Genomic DNA, 25,598 nt, shown 5'->3' with positions numbered 1-25,598 from the left:
CCAGCGGCGGTGTCGGCGTGGCAGGGTCGCCCGATGGGCCTCGACGACGCGGTCTACGCGGAGCTCGACCGCCGGCTGGTGCCGGTGGACGCCGCCCGGCGGGCCGACTACCCCGGCGAGCGCGGGGACCGGCAGCCGGTGCACACCTGCTACGTGCCGGCCGACGCGGTGACGCCCGGCCTCGCCGCGGCCTGGGGGACGGCGGCCCTCGCCGCCCTCGACCAGCACGGCCTCCCGGACCTCGGCCTGGACGCCGCCCTGGTGGAGCAGGTGCTCCCGCGGGTCCGGGCGAAGCTCGCCACCGAGCCGGTCGAGGACTTGCGGGTGGACGCCGAGGACGGCTACCGCGGGACCCCCGACGCGGAGGACGACGACGTGCGGCGGGCGGCGGCCGCGGTGGCCGCGGACCTCGCCACCGGGTGCGGGCCGCCCTCGGTGGGCATCCGGGCGGGCTCGCTGGAGGAGGCCACCCGGCGCCGCGGCGTCCGCAGCCTCGACCTCTTCCTCGGCGGCCTCGCGGGCGTGGCGGCGCGCGCGACCGTCACCCTGCCCAAGGTCACCGGCGTCGAGCAGGTGCGCGCCGTCCTGCCGGTCCTGGACGCGCTCGAGGCCGCGCACGGCGTCGCGCTGGACCTGGAGCTGCAGGTCGAGACCCCGCAGGCGGTGGTGGGTCGCGACGGCGCCGTGACCGCCGCCGCGATGGTGCACGCCGCCGGGCCCCGGCTGACCGGGCTGCACTTCGGCACCTACGACTACACCGCCGCGCTCGGCGTCCCCGCGGCCTCCCAGGCCTCCGACCACCCGGCGGCCGACTTCGCCAAGCAGGTGGTCCAGGTGGCCGTCGCCGGCACCGGGGCCCGCGCCGTCGACGGCTCCAGCAACCTGCTGCCCGTCGGCTCCCGGGAGCAGGTGCACGCCGCCTGGCGACGGCACGCCGGGCTGGTGCGCCGGGCGCTCGAGCGGGGCCTGCACCAGGGCTGGGACCTGCACCCCGCCCAGCTGGTCACCCGGTACGTCGTCACGTACGCCTCCGCCCGGGCGGCCCTCCCGGACGCCGAGGCGCGGCTGACCGCCTACCTGGACCGCACCGCGAGCGGCGTCCTCGACGAGCCCGCCACCGCGCGGGCGCTGGCCGCGGTGCTGCTGCGCGGGCTGGACTGCGGCGCCTTCGACGCCGGCGAGGTGGGGGTCGGCCGGGAGGTGCTCGACCGGCTCGCCGGGCGCTCCGCCGTCCTGTCCCACACGGGCGCCGCGGCCGTTCGGCCACCTACCATCCCCTCGTGAGCGCACGGTGACCGAGCACGAGCCCGGCTGGTCGCTGTTCGCCGGTGGCGGCGAGGTCGGCCGGGCGATGGCCGCGCGGGACTGGACGCAGACCCCGCTCGGCTCGCCCGAGGGCTGGCCGTCCGAGCTGCGCAACGTCGTCCGCATCGTGCTGACGTCACGGTTCCCCATGTGGGCCGCCTACGGCCCCGAGCTGACGACCTTCTACAACGACGCCTACAAGCACGACACGCTCCAGGCCAAGCACCCGTGGGCGCTGGGCCGCCCGGCGAACGAGATGTGGTCGGAGATCTGGCACGACATCGGGCCGCGCATCCGGTCGGTGCTCGACACCGGCGTCGCCACGTGGGACGAGGACCTGCTGCTCTTCCTGGAGCGCAGCGGGTACCCGGAGGAGACGTACCACACCTTCTCCTACAGCCCGATCGACGACGCCGAGGGCCGCGCCCGCGGGATGCTCTGCGTGGTCACCGAGAACACCGAGCGCGTGGTCGGCGAACGCCGCATGACCGCCCTCCGGGACCTCGCCGCGGCCATCGCGACCGCCCGCACGCGGGACGACGTCCTCGCCGCCGCCTGCGAGCAGCTGGGCCGGGACTCCGCCGACCTGCCGTTCAGCCTCACCTACCTGTTCGACCCGACCGGCACCGCCCGGCTCGGCTGCGCCTCCGGGATCGACGGGGGCTCGCCGGCGGCCCCCGAGGTCATCGCGCCGGGGGACGACGTGTGGCCGCTGGACCGCGTCCTTGCCGGTGAGCACGTGCTCGTGCGGGACCTCGACCGGCGCTTCCCCGGCCTGCCCACCGGTGCCTGGCGGCGACCGCCGAGCGAGGCCGTCGCCGTCCCGATCGCCTCCTCGGCCCACGACGCCGGGCCGGTGTCGGGATTCCTCGTCGCCGGCCTCAACCCGCACCGGCGCTACGACGACCGCTACCGCGGGTTCATCGAGCTCGTGGGCAACCAGCTCGCCTCCGGTCTGCTCAACGCCGGCAGCTACGAGGCCGAGCGCAGCCGGGCGGAGTCGCTGGCCGAGCTCGACCGCGCCAAGACCGACTTCTTCAGCAACGTCAGCCACGAGTTCCGCACCCCGCTGACGCTCATCGCCGGGCCGGTCGCCGAGCTGCGGGGCAACCCGGCGGCCCAGGCCGACCCCCGCATCCGCGAGGAGCTCGAGGTCATCGAGCGCAACGCGCTGCGGCTGGGCCGGCTGGTCAACACCCTGCTGGACTTCTCCCGCATCCAGGCCGGGCGCATCGACGCCCGCTTCGAGCCGGTCGACCTCGCCGTCGCGACCGCCGAGCTGGCCAGCGTGTTCCGCTCGGCGGTCACCCGCGCCGGGCTGGAGTTCACCGTCGACTGCCCGCCCCTGCAGGAACCGGTGCACGTCGACCGGGACATGTGGGAGAAGGTCGTCCTCAACCTCCTCTCCAACGCGCTGAAGTTCACCTTCACCGGCGGCATCGCCGTGCGGGTCCGGCGCGACGGCGGGGCGGTGCGGCTCACCGTGAGCGACACCGGCACCGGCATCCCGCCCGAGGAGCTGCCCCGGCTCTTCGAGCGTTTCCACCGCGTCGCGGACGCCCGCGGCCGCTCGGGTGAGGGCAGCGGCATCGGCCTGGCCATGGTCCGCGAGCTGGTGGCGCTGCACGGCGGCAGCATCGACGTCGACAGCACCCCGGGCGTCGGGACGACGTTCACCGTGACGATGCCGTTCGGCACCGCGCACCTGCCCACCGACCGCCTGGCCGACCCGGCGCCCGAGGCCCCCGCGGGGTCGCCGGCCGCCGCACCGTTCGTCACCGAGGCCCTGCGCTGGCTGCCCGACGAGGACGACGAGACGGCGCCGGAGCCGGCCCGGACCGCGGCCGGCCGCGTGCTGGTCGCCGACGACAACGCCGACATGCGCGCCTACGTGGTGCGGCTGCTGGCCCCGCGCTACGCCGTCCGGGCGGTCGGCGACGGCCGTCAGGCGCTGGAGGCGGCCCTCGCCGACCCGCCGGACCTCGTCGTCAGCGACGTGATGATGCCGGAGCTGGACGGCGTCGGGCTGCTGGCCGCCCTGCGCGCCGACCCCCGGACGGCGCGGGTGCCGGTGGTCCTGCTGTCCGCACGGGCCGGGGAGGAGGCGGCGGTCGAGGGGCTGGCCGCCGGCGCCGACGACTACCTGGTCAAGCCGTTCTCCGCGCAGGAGCTGGTCGCCCGCGTCGACGCCCACCTGCACCTGGGTCAGGCCCGCCGGGCCGCCGAGGAGCGGTTCACCGCGATGGCCGACCTCGCCCCGGCCCTGATCTGGCTGGCCGACGCGGAGGGACGGCGGACGTTCGTCAACCGCGGCTGGACGCAGTTCACCGGCCGGCCGGCGCGGGAGGAGCTGGGCGAGGGCTGGACCGACCGGCTGCACCCGGAGGACCGCGACCGGTACGCCGCCGCCGTGGCCGAGGCCCGCGAGCGCCGGGAGGGCTGGGAGGTGGAGTTCCGGCTCCGGCGGGCCGACGGCGCCTACCACTGGCTGCTGGAGCGGGCGGCGCCGATCGGCACCGGCGACACCCCCGCGGGCCACGTCGGCAGCTGCACCGACGTCAACGCGCGCATCCGGGAGACCGAGCGCCAGACGCTGCTGGCCGACGTCGGGGCCGCCATGGACCGGGAGACCACGGTCGACGGGCAGGTCGCCGCGCTGGCCCGGCTGGTCGTGACCAGCCGGCTGGCCGACCTGTGCACCGTGCGGCTGGTCGGCGAGGACGGCCGGCTGCGCTGGGCCGGCATCGCCGGCTTGGACGCCACCACCGAGGCCGCGCTGGCCGAGCTGGACCCCGACGTCGGCGTCGGGCCGGAGGTCGCGCGGCTCGGGCGGTCGGTCGTGCACGCGGCCCTGGCCGGCGCCACCGACCTGGGCGAGGACCACCCGGCGGTCGCGCCGCCGCTCGCGGTCGCCTCGGTGCTCGCGCTCCCCCTCACGGTGCGCGGCCGCGTCCTCGCCGTCCTCGCGCTGGGCCGGCGGGGCGACGCGCCGGCCTACACCGAGGACGACCGGGCGCTGCTGGAGGAGATCGCCGCCCGCGCCGCCCTCGCCGTGGACAACGCCATGCTGCTGGCCGACGAGCGCGCCGCCGCGCACCGGCTGGCGCTGCTGCACCGGGCCACCGCGGAGCTGTCGGCGGCGACCACGCCCGTCGAGGTCGCCACGGCCGCCGCCGGCCACGTGCGGGCCCTCACCGGCCCGGACAGCCGGGTCGCCGTCTACGAGCTCGACGGTTCCCACCGCGGGCTGTCGGCGCTGGCGATCAGCGGCGGCAGCGAGGAGGGGCGCCGCCGGTGGAGCAGCCTGCCGCTGTCGGCCCCGCTGGTCGCCACCGCCGCGGTCACCGAGCGCCGCTCCATCTGGATCGAGGACGTCGCCGTCCTGCCCGCGGCGGGCCGCGCGCTGCCGCCGGAGCTCGCGGAGTCGTTGCAGGCCTACGGGCTGGCCGCGAACGTGGGCATCCCGCTGGTCGTCGCCGGCCGGGTGGTCGGCGTCCTCGCCGTCGCCTGGCCCACCGTGCAGCGCTTCTCCCCGGTCGACCGCGCCATGCTGCTGGCCGTCGCCGAGCAGTGCGCCCAGGCGCTGGACCGCGCCCGGCTGTTCCGTGCCGAGCGGGGCATCGCCGAGACGCTGCAGCTGAGCCTCCTGCCGGCCGAGCTGCCGCGGCTGGACCGGCTGGCGCTGGCGGCGCACTACCTCCCCGGCGCCGAGGGGGCCCAGGCCGGCGGCGACTGGTACGACGTCGTCGAGCTGCCGGACGGGCGCGTGGCGATCGCGGTCGGCGACGTCGTCGGCCAGGGGCCGGCCGCGGCGGCCGTCATGGGACAGCTGCGCAGCGCGCTGTCGACCGCCCTGCTCCAGGGCTGCACGCCGGCCGAGGCGCTGGAGCTGCTGGACCGCTTCGCCGCCCGCCTGCCGGGCGCGCTGGCCTCGACCGCGGCCTGCCTGGTCGTCGACCCCGCCGCCGGCACGGTCCGGTGGGCCCGGGCCGGCCACCTGCCGCCCCTGCTGCTGACCCCCGGCGGCAGCCGGTTCCTGGACGGCGCCGGGTCCGGCGCGGTGCTCGGCGCCCCGGGCCGCCCGCCCTACCGCGAGGGCACCACGGAGGTCCCGCCCGGCGCGACGCTGCTGCTCTACACCGACGGGCTGGTGGAGCGGCGGGGCGAGGTGCTGGACGAGGGCCTGGACCGGGTCCGCGCCGCCGCCGCCCGGCACGCCGCGGCGGACCCGGTGCGGCTGACCACCCGGCTGCTGGACGACGTCCTGGCCGACACCGACCAGCCCGACGACGTCGCCGTGATCGCCGCCCGCGTGCTGCCCCCGCCGTTGGCGGCGCGGCTGCCGGCCGACCCGGCGCGGCTGGCGGGCGTCCGGCGGGCCGTCGCGGCGTGGACGGCGACCGCGGGGGTGCCCGAGGAGATCGCCGAGGACCTGCAGCTGGCGCTGGGCGAGGCCCTGGCCAACGCCGTCGAGCACGCGTACACGACGGCCGGCGACGGGGCGGGGGAGTGCTCCTACCGGCTCGCCCGGGACGCTGACGGCGGTATCCGGGTGGAGGTCCACGACTCCGGCGCGTGGCGGCCGCCGCCGGCGGACAAGGGCTACCGCGGGCGCGGGTTGGACCTCATCCACGCCCTCGGCACCGACGTCGAGATCGGCCACGGCCCCTCCGGCACCACCGTCCGGTTCCGGGTCGCCTCCGCCGGCGTGGGCGGGTTCGTCCCCCGCCAGCGGTCCCACCCGCCCGAGGACGGCGGCGTCGCGCAGCTGCGGGTCCACGACGGCGCGGCCGAGGTGCGCCTGGAGGTGCTGGGCGAGCTCGACCTCGCCACCACCGGTCCGGTGCGCGAGGAGCTGCTGCGCTGCGTCGACCGGCTGCCACCCGGCTCCTCGGCGGTCCTCGACCTGGGGCCCACCACCTACCTCGCCAGCGCGGGGGTGGGCATGGTGCTGGAGGCCCTCGCCCGTGCGGGTGATGCGGGCGTCGGGCTCCGCGTCCGGACGAGCGAGGGCACCGCCCCGGCCCGCATACTCGAGCTGGCCGGGGTGGGGGTACAGACCACCGGAACAGCCGTGCCGCCGTCCTCGTGACGGCGCGCACAGCCCTCCCCGGTGGCGGGGACCCGGCCCGCGTGTACCAGGATGTCGGAGCTGTCGGCCGGAGTTCCCCGGCCAGGGAGAGGTCGGGGACCGTGCACCGAGGGGTAGACGAGGGGGCCGCGCTGCCCGCGGCCGACGTCGCCCCCGCCACCGGTCTCCGCCACGCGGCCGCGATCGTGGACGGCCCGGCCGACCTGCTCGCCACCGCGCTGCCCTTCCTGGACGACGGGCTGCGCGCCGGTGACCTGGTCGGGCTGGCCTGCCCACCGGAGACGGCGGCCCTGGTCTGCGGGGCGCTGGGGGAGCGCGGGCTGGCCCTGGACAACGACCCCGGGCTGACCCTGCTCGGCGCGCGCGCTCCCGATGCCATCAGCCTGCTCCGCAGCCAGGCGGCGCGGGCGGCGGCACACCGGACGGGCCGGCTGCGGGTGCTCTCGGAGGTCGACTTCGGGGAGGATCCGGCCGGCTGGCGCGAGGGGCAGCGGTTCGAGTCGGCGGCCAACCGGATCCTGGCCGACAGCGCGCTCACCTCGGTGTGCCTGTACGACCGGCGACGGCTGCCGCCCCAGGTGGTCGACAGCGCCACGGCCACCCACGACACGCTCGTCCGTGGGGGGACCTGGGCACCCAACCCCGCCTTCCAGGACCCGGCGGCCTACATCGCGGGCCTCCCCGCGCCGCACGAGCCTGTCGAGGACACCCCGCCGCTGCTCGTCGTCGACGACGCCCCCACCCTCGCCGGGTTGCGCCACCGGATCGGCGACGTGCTGGCCGTCGCGGTCCCCGACGTCGAGCAGCGGGAGGACCTCCACCTGGCCACCAGCGAGGTCGCCGCCAACGCGTTCCGCCACGGCCGGCGGCCGGTGTCCGCGCGGATCTGGAGCGACGGCCGCCGCATCGTGTGCGCCATCACCGACGCCGGGAAGACCTTCGACGACCCGCTGGCCGGCTTCCAGCCCGCCCACGGGGACGACCTCGGCCGCGGCGGCATGGGGCTGTGGCTGGCGCGCAAGCTGTGGGACGGCGTCGACCTGCTGCCCGGTCCCACCGGCTTCACCGTCCGCCTCAGCACCCGGCTGCACTGAGGGTGCACCGGTCTTGACGCCGCGATACCTCACTGCTGAGGTACCGGTGTGATCGTGGTGACGGCGGCGGGCGGGCAGACCGGCACCGCCGTGGTCCGCGCCCTCCGCGAGCGCGGCGAGCAGGTGCGCGCGGTCGTCTCCGGGCCCCGCCCCCGCCCCGAACTCGACGCCCTCGGGGCCGAGGTGGTCGTCGCCGAGCTCACCCAGCCGCTGCCGTGGGCCGACGTCCTGGCCGGGGCCGACGCGTTCTACCTGATCTGGCCCAACTTCGACCCCGACGAGGCCGAGGGGGCCCGGGCGCTGTTCGGCGAGGCGCGGCGGGCCGGCGTCCCCCGCGTGGTCTACCACTCGGTGCTGCGGCCGCAGGCGCGCACGATGCCCCACCACGCCGCCAAGGACCGCGCCGAGCAGGCCCTCGACACCGCCGGCCTGGCCTGGCGGGTGCTGCAGCCGTGCGCCTACGCGCAGAACCTCGACGAGCAGGTGGCCGAGGCGGCCCGCACCGGCCGGCTGCGCAGCACCTGGGGCCTGCGCACCGGGCAGTCGCTGGTCGACCTCGCCGACGTCGCCCAGGCCGCCGCCGTGCTGCTCACCGAGGACGGCCTGGACGGCGGCACCTTCGAGGCGGCCGGGCCCGAGCCCCTCACCGCGCCCCGGATTGCCGAGCTCGTGGGGGAGTGGCTCGGCCGCGAGGTGGTCGCCGACGACGTCGTCCCCCGGGGCGAGGTGCCGGAGGCCTACGCCGGGCGTTGCCGGCGCCTGATGTTCGACCACTACCGGGCGCACGGCTTCGCCGGCAGCCCCCGGGTGCTGACCGCGCTGCTGGGCCGCCCGCCACGCGGCTACGCCGACCACCTGGCCGACGTGGCGCTGCCGGCATGAGCGGCGGCGCGCGCCCGGCGCAGGACGCCGTCGACCTGATCCTCACCCAGTGGGCCCGCGAGCGCCCCGACCTCGACTGCGCGCCGATGGGCGTGATCGGCCGGATCACCCAGCTGCAGCGGGAGGTGTTCCTCGCGCAGCGGGCCACCTTCGCCCGCCACGGCCTCGACGCGCCGTCCTTCGACGTGCTGGCCGCCCTGCGCCGCGCCGGCGAGCCGTACCAGCTGACGCCGACCGCGCTGATGCGCACGGCCCTGGTCACCTCCGGGGCGATCACGCAGCGGCTGGACCGGCTGGAGGAGAAGGGGCTGATCACCCGGGAGCGCAGCGAGGCCGACGGGCGGGCCGTCGTCGTCACGCTGACCGAAGCCGGCCGCGCCGCGCTGGACGCCGCCCTGCCCGACCACCTGGAGACCGAGCGCCGGCTGCTCGAGGGGCTCTCCGGCGCCGACCGCGAGCTGCTGGCCGACCTGCTGCGCCGCCTCCTGGTGGCGCTGGGCCGCACGCCCCAGCAGCCCTGAGGCGGGTCAGATCCCGGGGACGTCCCCGGGCAGCAGGTCCGCGCGGACCCGCACGTAGCGCAGCGGGTGGCGGAAGACGCCGGCCTGCAGCGCGGCGTCCGCGCTGACCTCCACGACGACGTCGGGCTCCACCCGGGTGAGTGGCACCGACAGCCGGCCGCCGCCGAAGCGGCCGGTGCCGATCCGGTCCGGCCAGGGGTGGTCGTCGCCGGCGGGGCGCAGGACGGCGGCCAGCTCGGCTGCGTGCGCGGGGGACAGCGGGCTGGTGCGCCCCACCACGACCAGCTCGCCGTCGCGGTAGCGGCCGGCCACGAGCTGGCTGGGCCGCTCGAGGGGGCCGATGACGCCACCGGCCAGCACCTCGGTCGTCTCCCAGGACTTGACCTTGACCCACTCGCGGCGGCCGGGCGCGTACCGGGTGCCGGCGCCCTTGGCGACCAGCCCCTCGACGCCGGCCGGGCGCCAGTCGGTGGACCACTGCCGGGCCTCGGCGGGGTCGGTGGTGACGGGGGAGAGCTGCATCGGCGGCGCCCAGCGCGCCGCGAGCTCCTCCAGCGCGGCCCGCCGCTCGCGCAGGCGGCGCGCCCGCAGGTCCGCGCCGCCGAGGGCGAGCAGGTCGAAGGCGACGTAGGAGGCGGGAGCGGTCGCGACGAGGGCGCCGATGCGGCCCGGTGGGGTGACCAGGCGGCGTTGCAGCAGCCCGAAGTCCAGCCGGGTGCCGTTCCAGACGACGACCTCGCCGTCGACGACCGTGCCCGGCGGCACCTGGGCGACGGCGGCGGACACGACGTCGGGAAAGCGGTCGGTGAGGTCTCGGCCCTGCTTCGACCACACCCGGGTGGTGCCGCCCGTGCGGACGACGACCAGCCGGTAGCCGTCCCACTTGGGCTCGTAGAGGACGCCGCCGGGAAGCGCGTCGGGCCGCGGGAGGTCCCGGACGGGCTTGGCCAGCTCCACCGCGACCGGGCCGGCGAGCTCGGGTGGCACGTCGGGCAACCCGGGCACGGACAGCGGCACGTCGGCCAGCCTGGGGCGTCCGGGGCCGTCCCGCAGCGCGCTGAGCTGCCGCTTCACCCCTTCGTGGCAGGTCGCCACCCTCCGCGAGGGACCGGGCAGGACGCACGATCCCGGCCGCGGGGTCAAGTCACGATCGGGTCACCGCCGGCCAGCACGCAGGCGTCCTCGCCCTGTCGCTCGGCGGTGTACATCGTCGTGCCGGCGCGGTGCAGCGGTGCATCGAGGACGAGGTGACCGGTCGTTCCGCCCGGGTGGACCATGGGGGCGATGACCGAGCGCAAGCCGACCGGGATGTCGTTCGAGTCCTGGGTGGAGTCGCAGATCAGCCGCGGCCTGGCCCGCGGTGACTTCGAGGGCCTCGCCGGTGCCGGCAAGCCGCTGCCCCGCCGGGACCGCGAGGAGACCGCCTACGACTGGGCGGTGGCCAAGGCCCGCCGTGAGGGCGTGGACACCGGCGCGATGCTGCCGCCGGGGCTGGCGCTGCGCCGGGAGCGGGACGAGCTGCCGGCCCGGGCGCGAGGCCTGGAGTCGGAGAGCGCCGTCCGGGCCCTGGCCGAGGACTACAACGCCCGGGTCGAGGCCTTCTGGCGCCGTCCGCAGGAGAGCCGGTGGGCGCCGGTCCCGGGGCTCGCCGACGTCGACGCGCTGGTCGAGCACTGGCGGGCCACCCGCCCCCCGCCCGCGCCGCCGCCGGAGCCGGCACCCTCGCCGGAGCGCCGGCGCCGCTGGTGGCGGCGACGCGGGGCCGCCTGACCGGCCAGGACCTCTACGACAGCGCCCACACCGCGGTGGGCAGCTCCCGGGGTGGAGCCTCGACGAGATCGGCGATCTCGTGGCTTCCCGGGGTGGGAACCCGACGAGACCGCCGATCTCGGGGGGCGGTCAACCGATGGTCGGCCGACTGGTGGGTGGTCAGACCGCGACCGGTCAGACCGCGGCGGGGACCCGGTCGAGGAAGCCCAGCACCGTCGCGATCCGGCCGTCGCCGTCGGTCACCGCGACGTCGAACCCGGCGATCGGGGCGTCCTGCCCCTCGGGCCCGAGGATCCACGTGAAACGCAGCTGGTCGTGGTGGGCGTCGACCGGGCCGGCGAGGCGGAACTCGAAGCCGGGGAACTGCTGCTGGACGGCGGCGATGGTCGCCTCGATGGCGTCCCGCCCGGTGACGTCGGCCAGCGGGTCGGTGTAGCGGGCGTCCTCGGTGAACACCTCGGCGACCGCGGCGCGGCGGGCGGCGGGGTCGGTGGTGTTCCAGGCGGCGAGGTAGCGCTCGGCGAGCTGCGGGGTGGCGGTCATGGTCGTCGTCCTCTCGATCGGTCGGTTGCGGAACGACGTCCACGCTGGCCCCGGTCGCGCGGCCGGTCGATTACCTGCGAGGTAAGCGACGCGGAGGGGCTCGGTCGCTAGCGTCGGGACCGTGACCGCCGTCGAGACCCGGGCTCCCGTGGGGGCGCTGCTGCGCGACTGGCGGCAGCGGCGCCGGCTCAGCCAGCTGGATCTGGCCAGTGACGCCGGGGTCTCCACCCGGCACCTGAGCTTCGTCGAGACCGGCCGGGCGCGGCCGAGCCGGGAGATGGTCCTGCACCTGGCCGAGCAGCTGGAGGTGCCGCTGCGGGAGCGCAACGAGCTGCTGTTGGCCGCCGGGTACGCACCGGTCTACGGGCGCCGGCGGCTGGAGGACCCCGACATGGCCGCCGTCCGGACGGCGCTGGACCACGTGCTGGCCGCCTACGAGCCGTACCCCGCCGTGGTCGTGGACCGGGCCTGGCAGCTGGTGGCCGGCAACCGCAGCCTGGCGCTCCTCACCGCGGGCGCCGACCCGGCGCTGCTCGAGCCGCCGGTGAACGTGCTCCGGCTGGGCCTGCACCCGCGCGGGCTGGCGCCGCGGATCCTCAACCTGCCGCAGTGGCGCACCGCCCTGCTCACCCGGCTGGCCCGCGAGGCGCACCTCACCGCCGACCCGGGGCTGGCTGCGCTGCACCGGGAGCTGGCGGCGCTGCCCGGCGGGTCCGACCGGCGGCCGCCGGACGGGATCGCCGTCCCGCTGCGGATCCGGCACGGGGACGACGTGCTGTCGTTCCTGAGCACCGTGACCACGTTCGGCACCGCGGTCGACCTCACCGCGGCCGAGCTGTCGGTCGAGGCGTTCCTGCCCGCCGACGCGCACACCGCCGAGGTGCTGCACCGATCCCGAGACGAACATGGCGCGGGAACCGTCCCGGACGACCGGGGAGTGGTTCCCGCGCCGTGATCGCGCGGCCCCGTCCAGAGGCTCGCCGCGAGCGTGCGAGCGGTGAGGAGGACGGGGTCCTTTCTCTACAGGACGTCGAACTCGTTGAACGCCGCGCCGCCGGAGAGGGTGGCGTAGCCGGGGCCGCGGTCGAAGAAGGGCTCCTCGCCGGTGCGGGCGGCCCGCAGCTGCTCGCGCAGCGCCGACGTCGCGGCCAGGTCGGCCTCACCGGACTCCAGGACGACCACGCCGTAGTCCTCCCGTGCCCCGGTCACCGACACCTTCCGCCAGGCGATGTCCCGCAGGACCTCGTCCACCGGCCGGTCCAGCGGGTCGCCCCAGCCGCCGCCGCCCGTCGTCCGGATGCGGACGACGGTGCCGGCCTTCAGCGGCTCGGCGTCGGCCAGCGCGTCGACGTCGTGCTCGTCGGGGCCGCCCGGGTCGACGGTGATCTGGAACGGCCGGCCGGCCTTGCCGCCCTTGACGCCCCAGCAGGCGAGGATCGAGCGGTCGGCGATCGACATGAAGTGCGCGTCGCGCAGCACCCGGATGTGCTTCTCGTACCCGCAGCCACCGCGGTAGCGGCCGGGGCCGCCGGAGTCCATCGCCAGCCCGAGCCGCTCGACCCGCAGCGGGAAGCGGCCCTCGGTGAACTCCGTGGGCAGGTTCCGCGAGTCCGGGACGACGTGGATGGTGTCCTCGCCGTCGGCGTAGTACCGCCCGCCCGAGCCGCCGCCCAGCACCTCGCGCATCAGGTAGGGCTGGCCCTCGTGGTCGGTGCCGTAGACGCCGGTGTAGCGGATCGTCTCCTGGTCGGCGGGCATCCGGCCGCCGGTCGCCTTGGCCAGCACGCCGGCGAGGACGCCGAGCAGCCGCAGGATGACGAAGGTCCGGGCGTTGGTCGGCGCCGGGAAGATCGGGGTGAGCAGCGTGCCCTTCTCGGGGAACCGCATCTCGATCAGCGGGACGACGCCCTCGTTGACGTCCAGCTCGGCCATGCGCTCGGGCGTCTCGGCCAGGTTGCGCAGGATCGGCGCGAGCCACTTCTTGAGGAAGTTGCCGTCGGCGTAGTCGCCGCAGTGGTTGATCGGCCCCTTCGCCTGCGGGCCGGTGCCGGTGAAGTCGATGACCAGCGGGGTCTCCTTCGAGGAGTCCATGGTCAGCGTGATCCGCTGGCGGTGCAGCTGCGGTTCCTCCACGCCGTCGTGCTCGGCGTAGTCCTCCCAGACGTAGGTGCCGTCGGGGATCTGGGAGAGGATCTCGCGCCGGTAGACCTCGGTGGAGTTGGCCAGGATCGCGTCGAAGCACGCCTCGACCGCCTCGACCCCGTACCGGTCGAACAGCTCACCGAGCCGGCGGGCACCGGCCAGGCAGGCGGAGCACTCGGCGTCGAGGTCGGCGGCCAGCGAGTCGGGCATCCGCGAGTTGCGGGTCATGATCTTCAGCGCCGACTCGTTGGGCACGCCGCGGTCCCACAGCTTGATCGGGGGGACCATCAGGCCCTCCTCGTACACGCTGGTCGCCGCCGACGGCATGGAGCCGGGCACCGCGCCGCCGATGTCGTCGTGGTGGCCGAACGCCTGGATGAAGGCGACCACCTGCGCGCGGCCCTCCACCTCGGCGAAGACCGGCACGGTGACGCACAGGTCGGGCAGGTGGCCGATCCCGCCTTCGGACAGGTAGACGTCGTTGTGGAAGAAGACGTCGCCGACGTTCATCTCGTCGATCGGGTAGTCGCGCACCACCGGGTGCACCAGCGCCGAGTACGAGCGGCCGGTGAGCTTGCGCAGCTGGCGGTCGTGGATGCCGGCGCGGAAGTCGTGGGCGTCGCGGATCATCGGCGAGCGGGAGGTGCGGCCGATGGAGGTCTCGACCTCCTTCTCGATCGCGGCCAGCGTGCCGGCCACGATCTCGACGAGCACGGGGTCCGCGGCGACCTTGCCGTCCGTGAGCGTCCCGTCAGGGCCAAAATGGCCATTTTGGCCCTTCATCGCACGTCCTCCTTGGTGAGCAGCAGGTTGCCGTGGGCGTCCACGGTGGCGAGGAAGCCCGGGTGCACCGGCACCGTCGAGCCGAACTCCTCGATGATCGCCGGGCCCGTCACGACGTCCCCGGGGCCGAGGTCGGGCCGGTTGTAGGTCGGGGTGTCCACCCAGTCGTCGAAGAACACCCGCCGCGAGCCCGTGACGGCCCGGTCCGTCCCGCCGTCCTTCGGGGCGAGCTCCACCATGTCCGGACGGCGGATCGGCCCGATCCCGCTCACCCGCAGGTTGACCCACTCGACGGCCTGGCGGGGGTCGTCGGCGAAGTCGTAGCCGTAGAGCTGCCGGTGGGCGGCGTGGAAGGCCTGGGCGACCGCCTCGGCGGCGTCGGCGTCCAGCTCGCCGTCGGCCACCGGCACCCGCACCTCGAACGCCTGCCCGACGTAGCGCAGGTCGGCGGTGCGCTGCATCCGCTGCTGGTCGCGGCCGAAGCCCTCGCCGTCCAGCGCCACCTGGGCCTGGCCCTCGAGGTCGGCGTAGACGCCCTGCACGCGGGCGAGGTCGAGGTCGGCGTGCCGGCTGACCACCGTCTGCACGTAGTCGTTGCGGACGTCCACGGTGAGCAGCCCGAACGCGCTGACGTTGCCCGGGTTCGGCGGCACGAGGGTGCGCGGCAGGTTGAGGATGTCCATGAGCCGGCAGGCCAGCAGCGAGCCGGAGCCGCCGAACGTGGTCAGCGTGAAGTCGCGGACGTCGAGGCCGCGGGCGACGGTGACCTGGCGCAGCGCGTTGGCCTGGTTCCACGCGGAGATCTCGAGGATGCCGGTGGCCGTCTTCTCGAGTGACAGGTCCAGCTTCGCGCCGAGCTGCTCCAGCCCGTCGCGGGCGGCGTCCACCGACAGCGGGATCTCGCCGCCCAGCAGGTGCGGGGGGATCCGGCCGAGCGTGACGTGCGCGTCGGTGACGGTGGGCTGGTCGCCGCCGTTCGGGTAGCACATGGGGCCGGGGTCCGCGCCGGCCGACTTGGGGCCGACCTTGAGCGTGCCCTCGGGCGAGAGCCAGGCGATCGAGCCGCCGCCCGCGCCGACGGTGACGACGTCGATCATCGGGATCTTCGACGGGTACTCGCCGACCGAGCCCTCGGTGGTCAGCGTCGGCTCGCCGTCGATGACCACGGTGACGTCGGTGGAGGTGCCACCGCCGTCGCAGGTGAGCACCCGGTCGAACCCGGCGGTGCCGGCGATGAGCGCCGCACCCAGGGCGCCGGCCGCGGGGCCGGACAGCATCGTGGTGATCGGCTGGTGCACGACCTCGGCGGCGCTGAGCACGCCGCCGTTGCTCTTCATCACGTAGAACGGCACGCCGGGGGCGATCTCGTCCAGGCGGGTGCGGATGTTGGTGACGTACGCACCGACCTTGGGCTTCACGGCGGCGTCGACCAGCGTGGTGACCGAGCGCTCGTACTCGCGGTACTCGCGCAGCACCTCGCTCGACAGCGAGACGACGGCGCCGGGGTGCTCCTCGCGGATGACCTCGAGCATGCGGCGCTCGTGGGCGTCGTTGGCATAGGCGTGCAGGAAGCAGACGCCGAGGGTGGTGATGCCGGCGTCCTTGAAGAAGCGGGCCGCGGCGCGGGCGTCGTCCTCGTCGAACGGGCGGACCTCCTCGCCCGTGTGGTCGAGGCGGCCGCGGACGGTCCGCACCAGGTCGGCCGGCACGATCCGCGGCGGCTTGACCCAGAAGTAGCTGTTGCCGTACCCGTCGGGCACCGACTGCCGGGCGATCTCCAGCACCGACTCGTAGCCCTCGGTGGTGACGAACCCGATCCGGTCGAGCTTGCCCTCGAGCAGCTGGTTCGTGGCGACCGTCGTGCCGTGGCTGACGGCGGTGACCGCCTCGCCGGACAGGTCCATCAGGTCCAGCACCTTGCGGACGCCGTTGAGGAAGCCCTCGGCGGGGTCGGCGGGCGTGGACGGCGTCTTGGTGGTGGTGGTCTGACCGGTCTCCTCGTCCACCGCGACGACGTCGGTGAACGTCCCCCCGGTGTCGATGCCGATGCGGACCCGGCGGGGTGGCGCACTCATGGCAGATACCTTAGCGCTGAGATACCGCCTGGCGGAAGGTCCGGCTGCCACTTCACGATCTGTGCACGCATCGTGGCCCCGAGGCGGCCGGCACGACGGTGTGTGCACACAGCGTGGACGGCGGTCAGTCCAGCGTGACCTCCTTCAGGACGACCTGCCGGAACGCGGCGAGCCGCTCGGCGGCCGCGTGGACCGACGCCCGCAGCGCCGGCGTCGGGTCGTGCCAGAGCTCGACCGCCACGGTCAGCGAGCGGCCCGACTTCCGCGGCCGCCACGCGCCCGCGACCTCCCCGTCGGCGAGCACCGCGCCGGGCCGGCCCAGCACCGGCCAGAGGGCCTTGGCGCGGGCAGGGTCGGGGGCCAGCAGGTCGCGGTCGCGTGCCTGCAGAAACAGGTCGAACGGGCCGAGCAGCGCCGTCCCCGACGCCGGCGGGACGTCGTCGAGCCGGTCGGCGTCCGCGGTGAGCAGCCAGCGGCGCTCGCCGTCCAGGTCGACCTCCACGGCGTCCTCCGGCCACCGCGCCTGCACCTCCCTGACCGGGGCGTCGAGGTACCCGGCGACGAGCTTCGGCGTCGTCGGGCCGAGCAGCCGCAGGCAGCCGCGGATCACGTCGAAGCGCGGCGGGACGGTGGCGCTCGGCGTCAGCCCCGGCACCGGGCGCAGCACCGGCGGCGACGTGCCCGGCTCCAGTTCCAGCCCGGCCCGCAGCGCGGCCAGCCGGAACGGCTGCTCCCAGGGGTGGGTGGCGTCGCACGGGCGGCAGTACCGCAGGTGGGGCTCGTCGAGCACCTGGGCCAGCCGGCCGGACACCTCGCCCTTGACCATCGGCGAGGTGACCAGCGAGCGCATGGCCCCGGCGATCGTGTCGAGCGCGGTCAGCACCGGGATGCCGGCGGCCTTGAGCGGCTTGGCCGCGTCGTAGACGCGCTTGCCCGCGTCGGCGTCGGAGAACGGGGCGGTGGCCGCGGCGACGTCGGGCAGGTCCGCCCGGCGGTACAGGTGCGGGGCGCCGCGGATGGTCCAGACCGTGGCCAGCGCGTCCTCGGGCAGGGCCGCCACGTCGACGCCGCGCAGCGCCAGCGCCCACAGCCCGCCGTCGGGGCCGGTGTCCTGGACGCCGAGGTCGAGGACGGCGGTGTCGTCGGGGCCGCCGGCCGCCCGGTCGAGCTGCTGCGCGTGCACCCGCAGGTCGAGCGCCTGCCGGCGGGTCAGGGAGCGGGTCACGCCCGCACGCTAGCGGCGGGGGCCGGCGCCGCGGGGCACGGTGGCGTCCCGACTGTGATCGTGGTCTCATGCGGGATCGCGCGGGGGGCGCGCGACGAGGAGGCGGCCGCGTGGAGTGCTCCCTCTCCGAGGCGTTCATCGCGGCCACCGGCGTGCTGCTGACCGTGGTGGCCGCCGACGGCCGGATCCTGCTCGCCAATCCGGCGGTGCAGCGGTTCACCGGCCGGTCGCCCGAGCAGTTGCTGGGCCGGTTCTTCTGGGACGTCTGGGTGCTGCCCGAGCACGTCGAGCTCGCGAAGGACGCCGTCGCCCGGTCCATGGCCAGCGGTGTCGCGCCCCCGCAGGAGGCTGAGTGGATCAGCGGGGACGGCGGTCGGCGGCGGGTCGCCATGTACAACGACGTGCTGCTCGACCGTGACGGCCGGCCGTTCGCGATCGCCTGCGTGGGCGTCGACGTGACCGACCAGCGGCAGCGGGAGGCCCGGCTGCACGAGCGGGCCGAGACCGACCGGCTGACCGGCATCCCGCACCGCGGCGCGCTCTTCGACAGCCTCCGCCGGCACCTGGACCCGGTCGACGGTGCCGGCTGCACGGTGCTCTTCTGCGACCTGGACCGGTTCAAGCTGGTCAACGACGACCACGGGCACGGGGTCGGCGACCGCCTGCTCAGCGAGGTCGCCGCCCGGCTGGCGGGGCTGCTGTGCCCGGGCGAGCTCGTGGCCCGGTTCGGCGGGGACGAGTTCGTCCTCCTCGTGCCCGGGGACGACCCGGAACGGGTGTCGACCCTGGCCGGGCACGTGGCCACCGCGCTGGCCACGCCGTTCGAGACGGCGTGCGGATCTCTGTCGATCGGGGTCAGCGTCGGTGCGGCGGTGGGCCGGCCCGGCGACCCGCCCGACGACCTCATCGCCCGCGCGGACCGCGCCATGTACGGCAGCAAGACCCACCGGCGGCGGCGCACGGCCGGCGACCGCGCCGCTCAGCGCTGAGGCCGGCCGATGCCCACGCCGTAGAGCACCGCGAGGACGGCCCCGGGCGGACCGGCCACCCACAGCCACCACGGGTACGCGAACTCCGCGGTGGTGAGCGAGACCAGGCCCCACACCACCAGGTTCACCGCCACGACGCTGGCCCAGACGATGGTCAGCACCCGCATGGCCACGCCGCCGGCGTCGTCGCTGAACACCCGGCCCAGCGGCGGCGGTGGCGGCGGCGGTGGCGGCGGCTCGGGCAGGTCGCGGGTGACCCGGGCGAGGTCGCCACGGGTCCGTGCCGCCCACACCGTCTGCACCCGCGTGTCGAACTCGTGCAGGTCCAGCTGGCCGGCGGCCACCGCCCGGCGCAGCCGCTCCTGGACGGCGGCCCGCTCGGGGTCGGAGACGCGCATGTCGTCCGGGCGCACGGGCTCGTCCACGGCCCGATCGTGGCACCCGCCGCCGCGCGGTCGGGCTGCACCGGCGCTCCCCGGCGCGTCGGCGCGTCGATCCCCGCGCACCGATGAGTCCGGGCCGGCGCGACGGTCGAACCGTCGTGATCATCGTGGCGGGGACCCTGACCGTGCGGCCGGAGGACCGGCCGGACTACCTCGCCGGCTGCCGCACCGTGGTCGAGCAGGCGCGTTCCGCTCCCGGCTGCCTGGACTTCGCGATCTCCGCGGACCTGCTCGAGCCGGGGCGGATCGACGTGTTCGAGCGGTGGCGGACCCGGGCCGAGCTGGAGGCGTTCCGCGGGGCGGGTCCGTCCGACGGGCAGGCCGCCGTCCTGCTGCGGGCCGACGTCGCGGAGTACGAGGTGGCCCAGGCGCACGCGGGGACGCCGCTGCCGTTGCCGACGTCCATCGGTGCGCCGGCCGCCAGCGCCCTCCTGCAGCGGGGCCTCCGGGATCTCCGCGATCTCACGTCGCTGAGCGAGCGGGAGCTCCTGTCCTGGCACGGGGTGGGCCCGAAGGCGGTGTCCCGGCTCCGTGAGGCCCTGGCCGGGCAGGGCCTGGCCTTCGCCGACTGACGGCCGCGCCTCAGCGGCGGTACCGGGCCGGGCTCTCCTCGACGTAGGGCGAGGCGGTCCGGTCGCCGTCCGGGTGCGCCGCGGTGTCCCACCCCTGCTCGGCGACGGCGAGCGCGGCCGGGCTCCAGGCGGTCCCGCCGGCGGCCACCTCCCGGACGTGCGCCGGTATCTCCCCCGGGTCGCCCTCCTTGAGCAGGTAGCCGGCCGCGCCCAGGGCGTGCGCCTCGCGCGCCGTGGCGGGGGTGAGGGCGCCGGTGAGGATGACGACCCGGACGCCGGGGTGGGCGCGGAGGACCTGCCGGGTGGCCTCGATGCCGTCCACGCACGGCATCTTCAGGTCCATCAGCACCACGTCGGGCCGGGTGCGGCTCACCGCGTCGAGGACCTGGCTGCCGTCGGAGCACTCCGCGACGACCTCGATGTCGCCGGTTCCGGAGAACAGGTCGACGAGCGCGTCGCGGATGAGCGCGTGGTCGTCGGCGATGAGCACTCTGATCGACATCGATCTCCCCGGTTCGTCCCCCCGCTGGTGGGCCGCCAGCGCGCGAGCAGAGCCTGCGCGCCGGCGCACGGGACCGGCAGCCCCGTCATGGGGTGGTGTTCCCCCGGATCCAGGGGGTTGCACCACCCGTGCCGTGGTCGCCCCCTGCCGCTCCGTCACCACGAGAGGGCATCCGTACTGCTCACACGGTCATTCCGCGTCGGCCTGCCAGAGGTCGGGGCCGAAGACCTCGTACTGGATGTCGCGGGGGGCCACGCCGCGGTCGATGAGCGCGCTGCGGACGGCCTTCATGAACGGCAGCGGACCGCAGAGGTAGTAGACGGCGTCGTCGGCGAGGTCGACCTCGGTGAGGTCCATCATCCCCTCGTGCACGCCGTCCACCGGCAGGCTGCACTGCGCGCCGCGCTCGAACCACACGTGCAGCTTCCCGTCGGCCAGTCCCTTGACGTCGTCGACGAGCTGCCGGCGCAGCGGCCAGGAGGACTCGTCGAGGTCGGCGTGCAGCAGCGTGACGTCGAGGTGCGAGCCGGCCGCGACCAGGTGGGAGATCATCCCGGCCATCGGGGTGACGCCGATGCCGGCGCTGGCGAACACGGCCGGCCGGGAGTCGTCGAGCACGACGTCACCGAACGGCAGGGACGTGGTGATCGTGTCGCCGACGTCGACGCTGTCGTGCAGCAGGTTCGAGACCTCGCCGTCGGGCTTGCCGTTGCCGTGCACCCGCTTGACGGCGAAGGAGCGGTGCTCGCCGTCGTCGGCGCGGGTGAGGCTGTACTGCCGGGGCTGCTGCACGCCGTCGGGCATCGGCATCCGCACGGTGACGTACTGGCCGGGCAGCGAGGTCTTCACCAGGCGGTCGTCGATGCGCTTGACGGTGAAGACGACGACGTCGTCGGTCTCCCGGCGCTTCTCCACGACCTCCCAGTCGCGCCACACCGTCTCCGGGCGGACCCCCCGGGCGCTGTAGAGCCCGCGCTCCTGGTTGATCAGCGCCCAGGCCATCAGCCAGTAGACCTCTGTCCAGGCCGCCGCGACCTCGGGGGTGACGGCGTCGCCGAGGACGTCGGCGATCGCCCAGAAGAGGTTGTCGTACACCACCTGGTACTGCGCGGGCTGGATGCCGAGCGAGGCGTGCTTGTGCGCGACCCGGCTGAGCAGCTGCTCGGGCAGCCGGTCGGGGTGGTTGACCAGCGCGCTGGCGAACATCGCGACCGAGCCGGCCAGCGCCTGCTGCTGGGTGCCCTCGGCCTGGTTCCCGCGGTTGAAGATGCCGTCGAGCAGCTGTGGGTGCTCGCCGAAGAGGTGCTGGTAGAAGCGCTCGGCGATCTTCCCGATGTTCTCGCCGACCACGGGCAGGGTGGCCTCGATGACGGGCCGCGACTTGTCGGACAGCACGACGGCAACCTCTCCCTCTGCTGGCTCGTGACGGGTCCGTCACCTCCGGACCCCCGTAACCCCCCGTGGCGGGTGCTACGCATGGATCGGCCACCTGATCCGGCGGCGTCCGCTCAGTCGTCGGTCAGGCTGCGCAGGATCCGCGCCAGGGCGGCCCGGTCGGCCGGGTCGAGCCGGGCGAACAGGTCGCGGCTGTCGGCCGCCCGCGCCGCGGCCACCTCGCGCTGCACCTGCCGGCCGGCGGTGGTGGGTGTCAGGACGACGGCCCGCCGGTCGGCCGGGTCGGGGCCGCGCTCGACCAGCCCGCGGGCCTGCAGCGCGTCGGCGACCTCGGTGGCCGAGCGGGGCGCGATGGACAGCGCCTCGGCGAGGTCGGAGAGCCGGACGCCGTCCCGCTCGCAGACCACCCGCAGCGCCCGGGCGTGGTGGGGGAGCAGCTCCCACGGGGCCAGCGTCTCCCGCCAGCGCCGCCGCTGGGTGCGGGCGGCCCGCATGAGCAGCTCGCCGAGGGAGGCGTTGTCGTCCGGCACGCGGGAATCGTACCCAGTGTCGTACGGTTACCTCATCGTGAGGCAACCTCAGCAATCCGCCGGGGGCCTGGGGCGATGGAGGTGGTCGTCGTCGACGACGGGATGAGAGGGGCGGGCGGCGGAGGCGGGCGCTCGGGGCGAACCGTCGACCCCGCCGACCGGGCCCAGCTGGAGCGCTCCCCGGTGCCGCTGCGCCGGGTCGCCGCGCTGTTCGCGCCGCACCGCTGGCAGGTGGCCACGGTGGTGGTGCTGATCGTGGCCGCGTCGGTCGTGGCGCTGGCCTCGCCGTTCCTGGTCCGCCTGGTGATCGACGAGGCGCTGCCGCAGCAGGACGTGCGCCTGCTGGCCTGGGCGGTGGCCGGGATGGTGACGGTCGCCGCCACCACCGCCGTCCTGGGGGTGGTGCAGACGTGGCTGTCCACGAGCGTCGGGCAGCGGGTCATGCACGACCTGCGGACGGCGGTCTTCACCCACCTGCAGCGGCAGTCGCTGGGGTTCTTCACCCGCACCCGCGGCGGGGAGGTGCAGTCCCGGCTGACCAACGACATCGCCGGCATGCAGTCGGTGGTGACCTCGACCGCCACCTCGCTGGCCTCCAACGCGACCACCGTCGTCGGCACGGTGATCGCGATGGTCGCGCTGTCGTGGCGGCTGTCGCTGCTGTCCCTGGTCGTCCTGCCGCCGGCGGTGCTGCTCACCCGCCGGGTGGCGCGGATGCGCCGGCGGGTCACCGCGCAGCGGCAGCGGCGCCTGGCCGACCTGCACGCGCAGGTGGAGGAGGGCCTGTCGGTCAGCGGCGTTCTGCTCGGCAAGACCCTCGGCGCCGGGCCGGCCCAGTCCCGGCGGTTCGCCGACACCTCCGAGGACCTCGTCGGCCTCGAGGTGCGCTCGCAGCTGGCCGGGCGCTGGCGCATGGCCACGATGAGCATCGTCTTCGCGGGCATCCCGGCGGTGATCTACCTGGCCGCGGGGCTCCCGGCGACGTCCGGGGGGATGACGATCGGCACGCTGGTCGCCTTCACCACCCTGCAGACGGCGCTGTTCCGCCCGCTCATGCAGCTGCTGGACGTCGGGGTGTCGGTGACCAGCTCGATGGCGCTGTTCAGCCGCGTCTTCGAGTACCTGGACCTGCCGGTGGAGATCGACGACCCGGTCCACCCCGTGCCGCTGGACCCGGCCGCCGTCCGCGGCGAGGTGCGCTTCGAGGGCGTCTCCCACACCTACCCCGACGGGCACCGGCCGGCGCTGGACGGCGTCGACCTCGCCGTGCCCGCGGGCTCGTCACTGGCGCTGGTCGGCCAGACCGGGTCGGGCAAGAGCACCCTGGCCTCGCTGGTCGCGCGGCTGGCCGACCCGACCGCGGGGCGGGTGACGATCGACGGCGTCGACGTCCGGGACCTGTCGCTGGCCACGCTCGCGCAGGTCGTCGGCGTCGTCGCCCAGGAGACCTACCTGCTGCACACCACGGTGCGGGAGAACCTGCGGCACGCCCGTCCCGGTGCCACGGACGACGAGATCGTGGACGCCGCCCGCCGCGCGCAGGTGCACGACGTGATCGCCGCGCTGCCGGAGGGCTACGACACCGTCGTCGGCGCGCGCGGGCACCGGTTCTCCGGCGGGGAGAAGCAGCGGCTGGCGATCGCCCGCACCCTGCTGCGGGACCCGCGGGTGCTGGTGCTCGACGAGGCGACCAGCGCGCTGGACACCGCGACCGAGCGGGCCGTGCAGGCGGCGCTCGACGAGGCCAGCCGCGGCCGGACGACGATCACCATCGCGCACCGGCTGTCCACGATCCGGGACGCCGACCGCATCGCCGTCCTCGCCGCGGGCCGCCTGGTGGAGTCCGGCACCCACGAGCAGCTGCTGGCCGCCGGCGGGCGCTACGCCGAGCTGGTCGCGGCCGCCGACCGGGACGTCGCCCTGGCCGCCTGACCGGCGGTCACACGTCGGTGATCGCGTAGCTCCGGATCTTCCGGTAGAGGGAGCTGCGGGCCATTCCCAGCGACGCCGCCGCATGCACCCGGTTGCCTCCGCACCGCTGCAGCGCCCGGACGATCGTGTCGCGCTCCGCCGCCTCGATCGCGGTCAGCGTGCGGCCGCCGGCGGTGCGGCAGTAGCCGGGCAGGTCCTCCGGCCGGATCTCCCCCACCGGGCGGGCCCGCAACGCCACCTCGAGTGCCTCCCGCAGCTGGGTGAGGTTGCCCGGCCAGGCGTAGCGGCCGATGAGCCGGCTCGCCTCCGGGTGCAGCCGGACCCTCCGGTCGGGCGCGAGCTCGGCGAGCAAGTGGGCGACGAGGACTGGCAGGTCCTCACCGCGGAAGCGCAGCGGCGGCACCGTCACCGCCTGGTCGAACTGCCCGAGCAGCGCCCGGAACGGCAGGTCGGCGCTGACGCTCTCCTCCGCCAGCGTCGCCGCGACGAGGACCCGGCCGCGGTCGACGGTGGGGAGGGACGCACCCACGCGGCCGACCGCCGCGGCGTCGAGCCGGTCGACGTCCTCCAGGACGACGAGCGCCGGGAGACCGGGCAGCCCGCCGGGCTCCAGGCCCGCCGGCCCGGTCACGACGACCCCCGCGGGGTGGAGCCGGCGGAACACCTCGGTGACCAGCGTGCGCCGGCCGGTGCCCGGCTCACCCATGACCAGCACGTGGTCGCCGCGGTCGAGACCGGTCGCGAGCTGCGTGCGCGCGGTCACCCACCCTGGGGAGCAGCCGCCGAGGGCGGGGTCCTCCGGGCGCCGTCCGGGCGGGGCGCTGCGGGGTGCCGGCACCGACGGGTGACCGGGGTCCTCGTCGAGCAGCAGGACGATGCCGGCGACCTCGTCGCCGACGACGACCCGCCGCGCACGCATCCGCACCCGGCGGCCGGAGTCGAGGGTGACCGTCTCACGCACCCGGTCGCGGGAGCCCATCAGGAACAGCGCGTGCTGGTGGATCACGGATTGCTCGGCGGCGGTGAACAGTTGCTGGGCGCGCTGGTTGACCATCAGCGACCCGCCCACCGCCATGACCGCCTGCCGGGGGCGGGCGTCGGCCCGGGCGAAGACCTCGAACAGGGCCCGCTTGGCGTGCCCGCGGTCGAGCAGCAGGCTCTCACCGATGTCGGCGGCGGCCCGCCGCACGAGCGTGTGCATCAGGGGTGTCCAGCTCTCGGCCAGCGAGCTGACGTCGAGGACGCCCTCCACCCGGCCGGTGACCGGGTCGAGCACCGGGGCGCCGGTGCAGGCGAACTTCACCAGGGCCTCGGTGAAGTGCTCGGCCCCCACGACGGCGACCGACGACCCCGCCTCGAAGACGGTCCCGATCCCGTTGGTGCCGACGCCGCCTTCGGCGAAGCTGAACCCGGCCGTGAAGTCGACGCGGTCCAGCAGCCGGCCGACCGACGTCGAGCAGTCCAGCCGGTGCACGATGCGGGCCCGTGCGTCGGACAGGGCGATGGCGATCGGGACGTCGACCATCTCCTCGGCCAGCCGCTCGATGACCGGCCTGGCGCACCGGACGAGCCGGGAGTCCAGGTCGACGTCCTCGTGGAAGGTGATCCGGTACTCGTCGGCGTCGACGCCGGCCGTCCAGCTGCGCTGCCAGGACGCCGCCACGAGGTCGCGCACACCCGCTGCTCCGGCGCCGCGCTCGAGGAAGTCGGCGCGGGCCGCCGCCACGCGCAGCCGGTCCTCCGATCCCTGGTGCATCACCACCTCCACGCCGGGCCCCGCCCGTCGCCGGGAGCCCGTCCAGC

General features: G+C 75.7%; 21 protein-coding genes. 10 read left to right on the top strand and 11 right to left on the bottom strand.

Annotated elements, in window-relative coordinates; all coding sequences use genetic code 11:
• The first annotated feature begins 33 nt into the window (after positions 1-33).
• The 5 genes from ACI784_RS15710 (at position 34) to ACI784_RS15690 (ending at position 8,894) form a co-directional block, all read left to right on the top strand.
• Positions 34-1,284 (top strand): DUF6986 family protein, encoded by a 1,251-nt coding sequence (locus tag ACI784_RS15710; RefSeq protein ID WP_457014078.1) that lies wholly within the window; start codon positions 34-36, stop codon positions 1,282-1,284.
• A 7-nt stretch (positions 1,285-1,291) separates the two neighbouring features.
• Positions 1,292-6,397, top strand: a complete 5,106-nt coding sequence (locus tag ACI784_RS15705; RefSeq protein ID WP_457014077.1) for a SpoIIE family protein phosphatase — start codon at positions 1,292-1,294, stop codon at positions 6,395-6,397.
• A gap of 101 nt (positions 6,398-6,498) precedes the next feature.
• Entirely contained in the window at positions 6,499-7,491 is a 993-nt protein-coding gene (locus ACI784_RS15700) for an anti-sigma factor RsbA family regulatory protein (RefSeq protein WP_457014076.1), read from the top strand.
• A 48-nt stretch (positions 7,492-7,539) separates the two neighbouring features.
• Positions 7,540-8,373, top strand: coding sequence for an SDR family oxidoreductase (locus tag ACI784_RS15695; protein ID WP_457014075.1), 834 nt, complete (start codon positions 7,540-7,542; stop codon positions 8,371-8,373).
• Positions 8,370-8,894, top strand: a complete 525-nt coding sequence (locus ACI784_RS15690) for a MarR family winged helix-turn-helix transcriptional regulator (protein WP_456924221.1) — start codon at positions 8,370-8,372, stop codon at positions 8,892-8,894. Before ACI784_RS15695 ends, ACI784_RS15690 begins: the two co-directional genes overlap by 4 nt.
• A 6-nt stretch (positions 8,895-8,900) precedes the next feature.
• On the opposite strand, the gene ACI784_RS15685 is transcribed toward ACI784_RS15690, so the two are convergent.
• Together ACI784_RS15685 and ACI784_RS15680 are read right to left on the bottom strand one after the other, a co-directional pair.
• Positions 8,901-9,911 carry an ATP-dependent DNA ligase gene (locus ACI784_RS15685; protein WP_456924220.1) on the bottom strand — a complete coding sequence of 337 codons (1,011 nt, stop codon included), beginning with the start codon at positions 9,909-9,911 and terminating at the stop codon, positions 8,901-8,903.
• 122 nt (positions 9,912-10,033) lie between these two features.
• A complete protein-coding gene (locus ACI784_RS15680; RefSeq protein ID WP_457014074.1) occupies positions 10,034-10,171 on the bottom strand; it encodes a hypothetical protein in 138 nt (45 codons plus the stop codon).
• Positions 10,172-10,178: 7 nt separating this feature from the next.
• On the opposite strand from ACI784_RS15680, the gene ACI784_RS15675 reads away from it, so the two are divergent.
• On the top strand, positions 10,179-10,664 hold the full coding sequence (locus ACI784_RS15675; protein WP_457014072.1) for a DnaJ family domain-containing protein: 486 nt from the start codon (positions 10,179-10,181) through the stop codon (positions 10,662-10,664).
• A 174-nt stretch (positions 10,665-10,838) separates the two neighbouring features.
• On the opposite strand, the gene ACI784_RS15670 is transcribed toward ACI784_RS15675, so the two are convergent.
• On the bottom strand, positions 10,839-11,207 hold the full coding sequence (locus ACI784_RS15670) for a nuclear transport factor 2 family protein (protein ID WP_457014070.1): 369 nt from the start codon (positions 11,205-11,207) through the stop codon (positions 10,839-10,841).
• Between the two features lie 121 nt (positions 11,208-11,328).
• On the opposite strand from ACI784_RS15670, the gene ACI784_RS15665 reads away from it, so the two are divergent.
• Entirely contained in the window at positions 11,329-12,162 is an 834-nt protein-coding gene (locus ACI784_RS15665; RefSeq protein WP_456924217.1) for a helix-turn-helix domain-containing protein, read from the top strand.
• A gap of 65 nt (positions 12,163-12,227) precedes the next feature.
• On the opposite strand, the gene ACI784_RS15660 is transcribed toward ACI784_RS15665, so the two are convergent.
• The 3 genes from ACI784_RS15660 to ACI784_RS15650 form a co-directional block, all read right to left on the bottom strand.
• A complete protein-coding gene (locus ACI784_RS15660; protein WP_457014069.1) occupies positions 12,228-14,132 on the bottom strand; it encodes a hydantoinase B/oxoprolinase family protein in 1,905 nt (634 codons plus the stop codon).
• Positions 14,129-16,207: a hydantoinase/oxoprolinase family protein gene (locus ACI784_RS15655; RefSeq protein WP_457014068.1), complete on the bottom strand. Its 2,079-nt coding sequence runs from the start codon at positions 16,205-16,207 to the stop codon at positions 14,129-14,131. The genes ACI784_RS15660 and ACI784_RS15655 overlap by 4 nt, the downstream gene beginning before the upstream one ends.
• Positions 16,208-16,331: 124 nt before the next feature.
• Complete coding sequence (locus ACI784_RS15650; protein WP_457014067.1) at positions 16,332-17,432, bottom strand: DNA glycosylase AlkZ-like family protein; 1,101 nt, start codon at positions 17,430-17,432, stop codon at positions 16,332-16,334.
• Positions 17,433-17,542: 110 nt separating this feature from the next.
• Between ACI784_RS15650 and ACI784_RS15645 the strand changes: the two genes are divergently transcribed.
• Complete coding sequence (locus ACI784_RS15645) at positions 17,543-18,421, top strand: GGDEF domain-containing protein (RefSeq protein ID WP_457014066.1); 879 nt, start codon at positions 17,543-17,545, stop codon at positions 18,419-18,421.
• Here ACI784_RS15645 and ACI784_RS15640 read toward each other — a convergent pair.
• The gene (locus ACI784_RS15640; protein WP_456924212.1) at positions 18,412-18,846 is read right to left on the bottom strand and encodes a DUF1707 SHOCT-like domain-containing protein; all 435 of its coding nucleotides are present in this window, start codon (positions 18,844-18,846) and stop codon (positions 18,412-18,414) included. The two genes, ACI784_RS15645 and ACI784_RS15640, sit on opposite strands and share 10 nt — an antisense overlap.
• A gap of 116 nt (positions 18,847-18,962) precedes the next feature.
• Here ACI784_RS15640 and ACI784_RS15635 point away from each other — a divergent pair, with 116 nt between their 5' ends.
• Complete coding sequence (locus ACI784_RS15635; protein ID WP_456924211.1) at positions 18,963-19,436, top strand: antibiotic biosynthesis monooxygenase; 474 nt, start codon at positions 18,963-18,965, stop codon at positions 19,434-19,436.
• Between the two features lie 10 nt (positions 19,437-19,446).
• Here ACI784_RS15635 and ACI784_RS15630 read toward each other — a convergent pair whose 3' ends face one another.
• The 3 genes from ACI784_RS15630 to ACI784_RS15620 all read right to left on the bottom strand — a co-directional run bounded on the left by ACI784_RS15630 (position 19,447) and on the right by ACI784_RS15620 (position 21,863).
• Positions 19,447-19,938 (bottom strand): response regulator, encoded by a 492-nt coding sequence (locus ACI784_RS15630; protein ID WP_456924210.1) that lies wholly within the window; start codon positions 19,936-19,938, stop codon positions 19,447-19,449.
• Between the two features lie 189 nt (positions 19,939-20,127).
• Positions 20,128-21,333 (bottom strand): globin domain-containing protein, encoded by a 1,206-nt coding sequence (locus ACI784_RS15625; protein ID WP_457014065.1) that lies wholly within the window; start codon positions 21,331-21,333, stop codon positions 20,128-20,130.
• Between the two features lie 113 nt (positions 21,334-21,446).
• Positions 21,447-21,863, bottom strand: coding sequence for a MarR family winged helix-turn-helix transcriptional regulator (locus ACI784_RS15620; protein ID WP_457014064.1), 417 nt, complete (start codon positions 21,861-21,863; stop codon positions 21,447-21,449).
• Positions 21,864-21,938: 75 nt separating this feature from the next.
• On the opposite strand from ACI784_RS15620, the gene ACI784_RS15615 reads away from it, so the two are divergent.
• Positions 21,939-23,795: an ABC transporter ATP-binding protein gene (locus tag ACI784_RS15615; protein WP_457014063.1), complete on the top strand. Its 1,857-nt coding sequence runs from the start codon at positions 21,939-21,941 to the stop codon at positions 23,793-23,795.
• A gap of 7 nt (positions 23,796-23,802) precedes the next feature.
• Here ACI784_RS15615 and ACI784_RS15610 read toward each other — a convergent pair whose 3' ends face one another.
• On the bottom strand, positions 23,803-25,551 hold the full coding sequence (locus ACI784_RS15610) for a sigma-54-dependent Fis family transcriptional regulator (RefSeq protein ID WP_457014062.1): 1,749 nt from the start codon (positions 25,549-25,551) through the stop codon (positions 23,803-23,805).
• Positions 25,552-25,598: the final 47 nt, after the last annotated feature.

It is taken from the genome of Geodermatophilus sp. SYSU D01186 (assembly GCF_054050215.1).
Note: the sequence above shows the minus strand (reverse complement) of the source record. Positions and strands in the feature narration are given on the sequence as shown.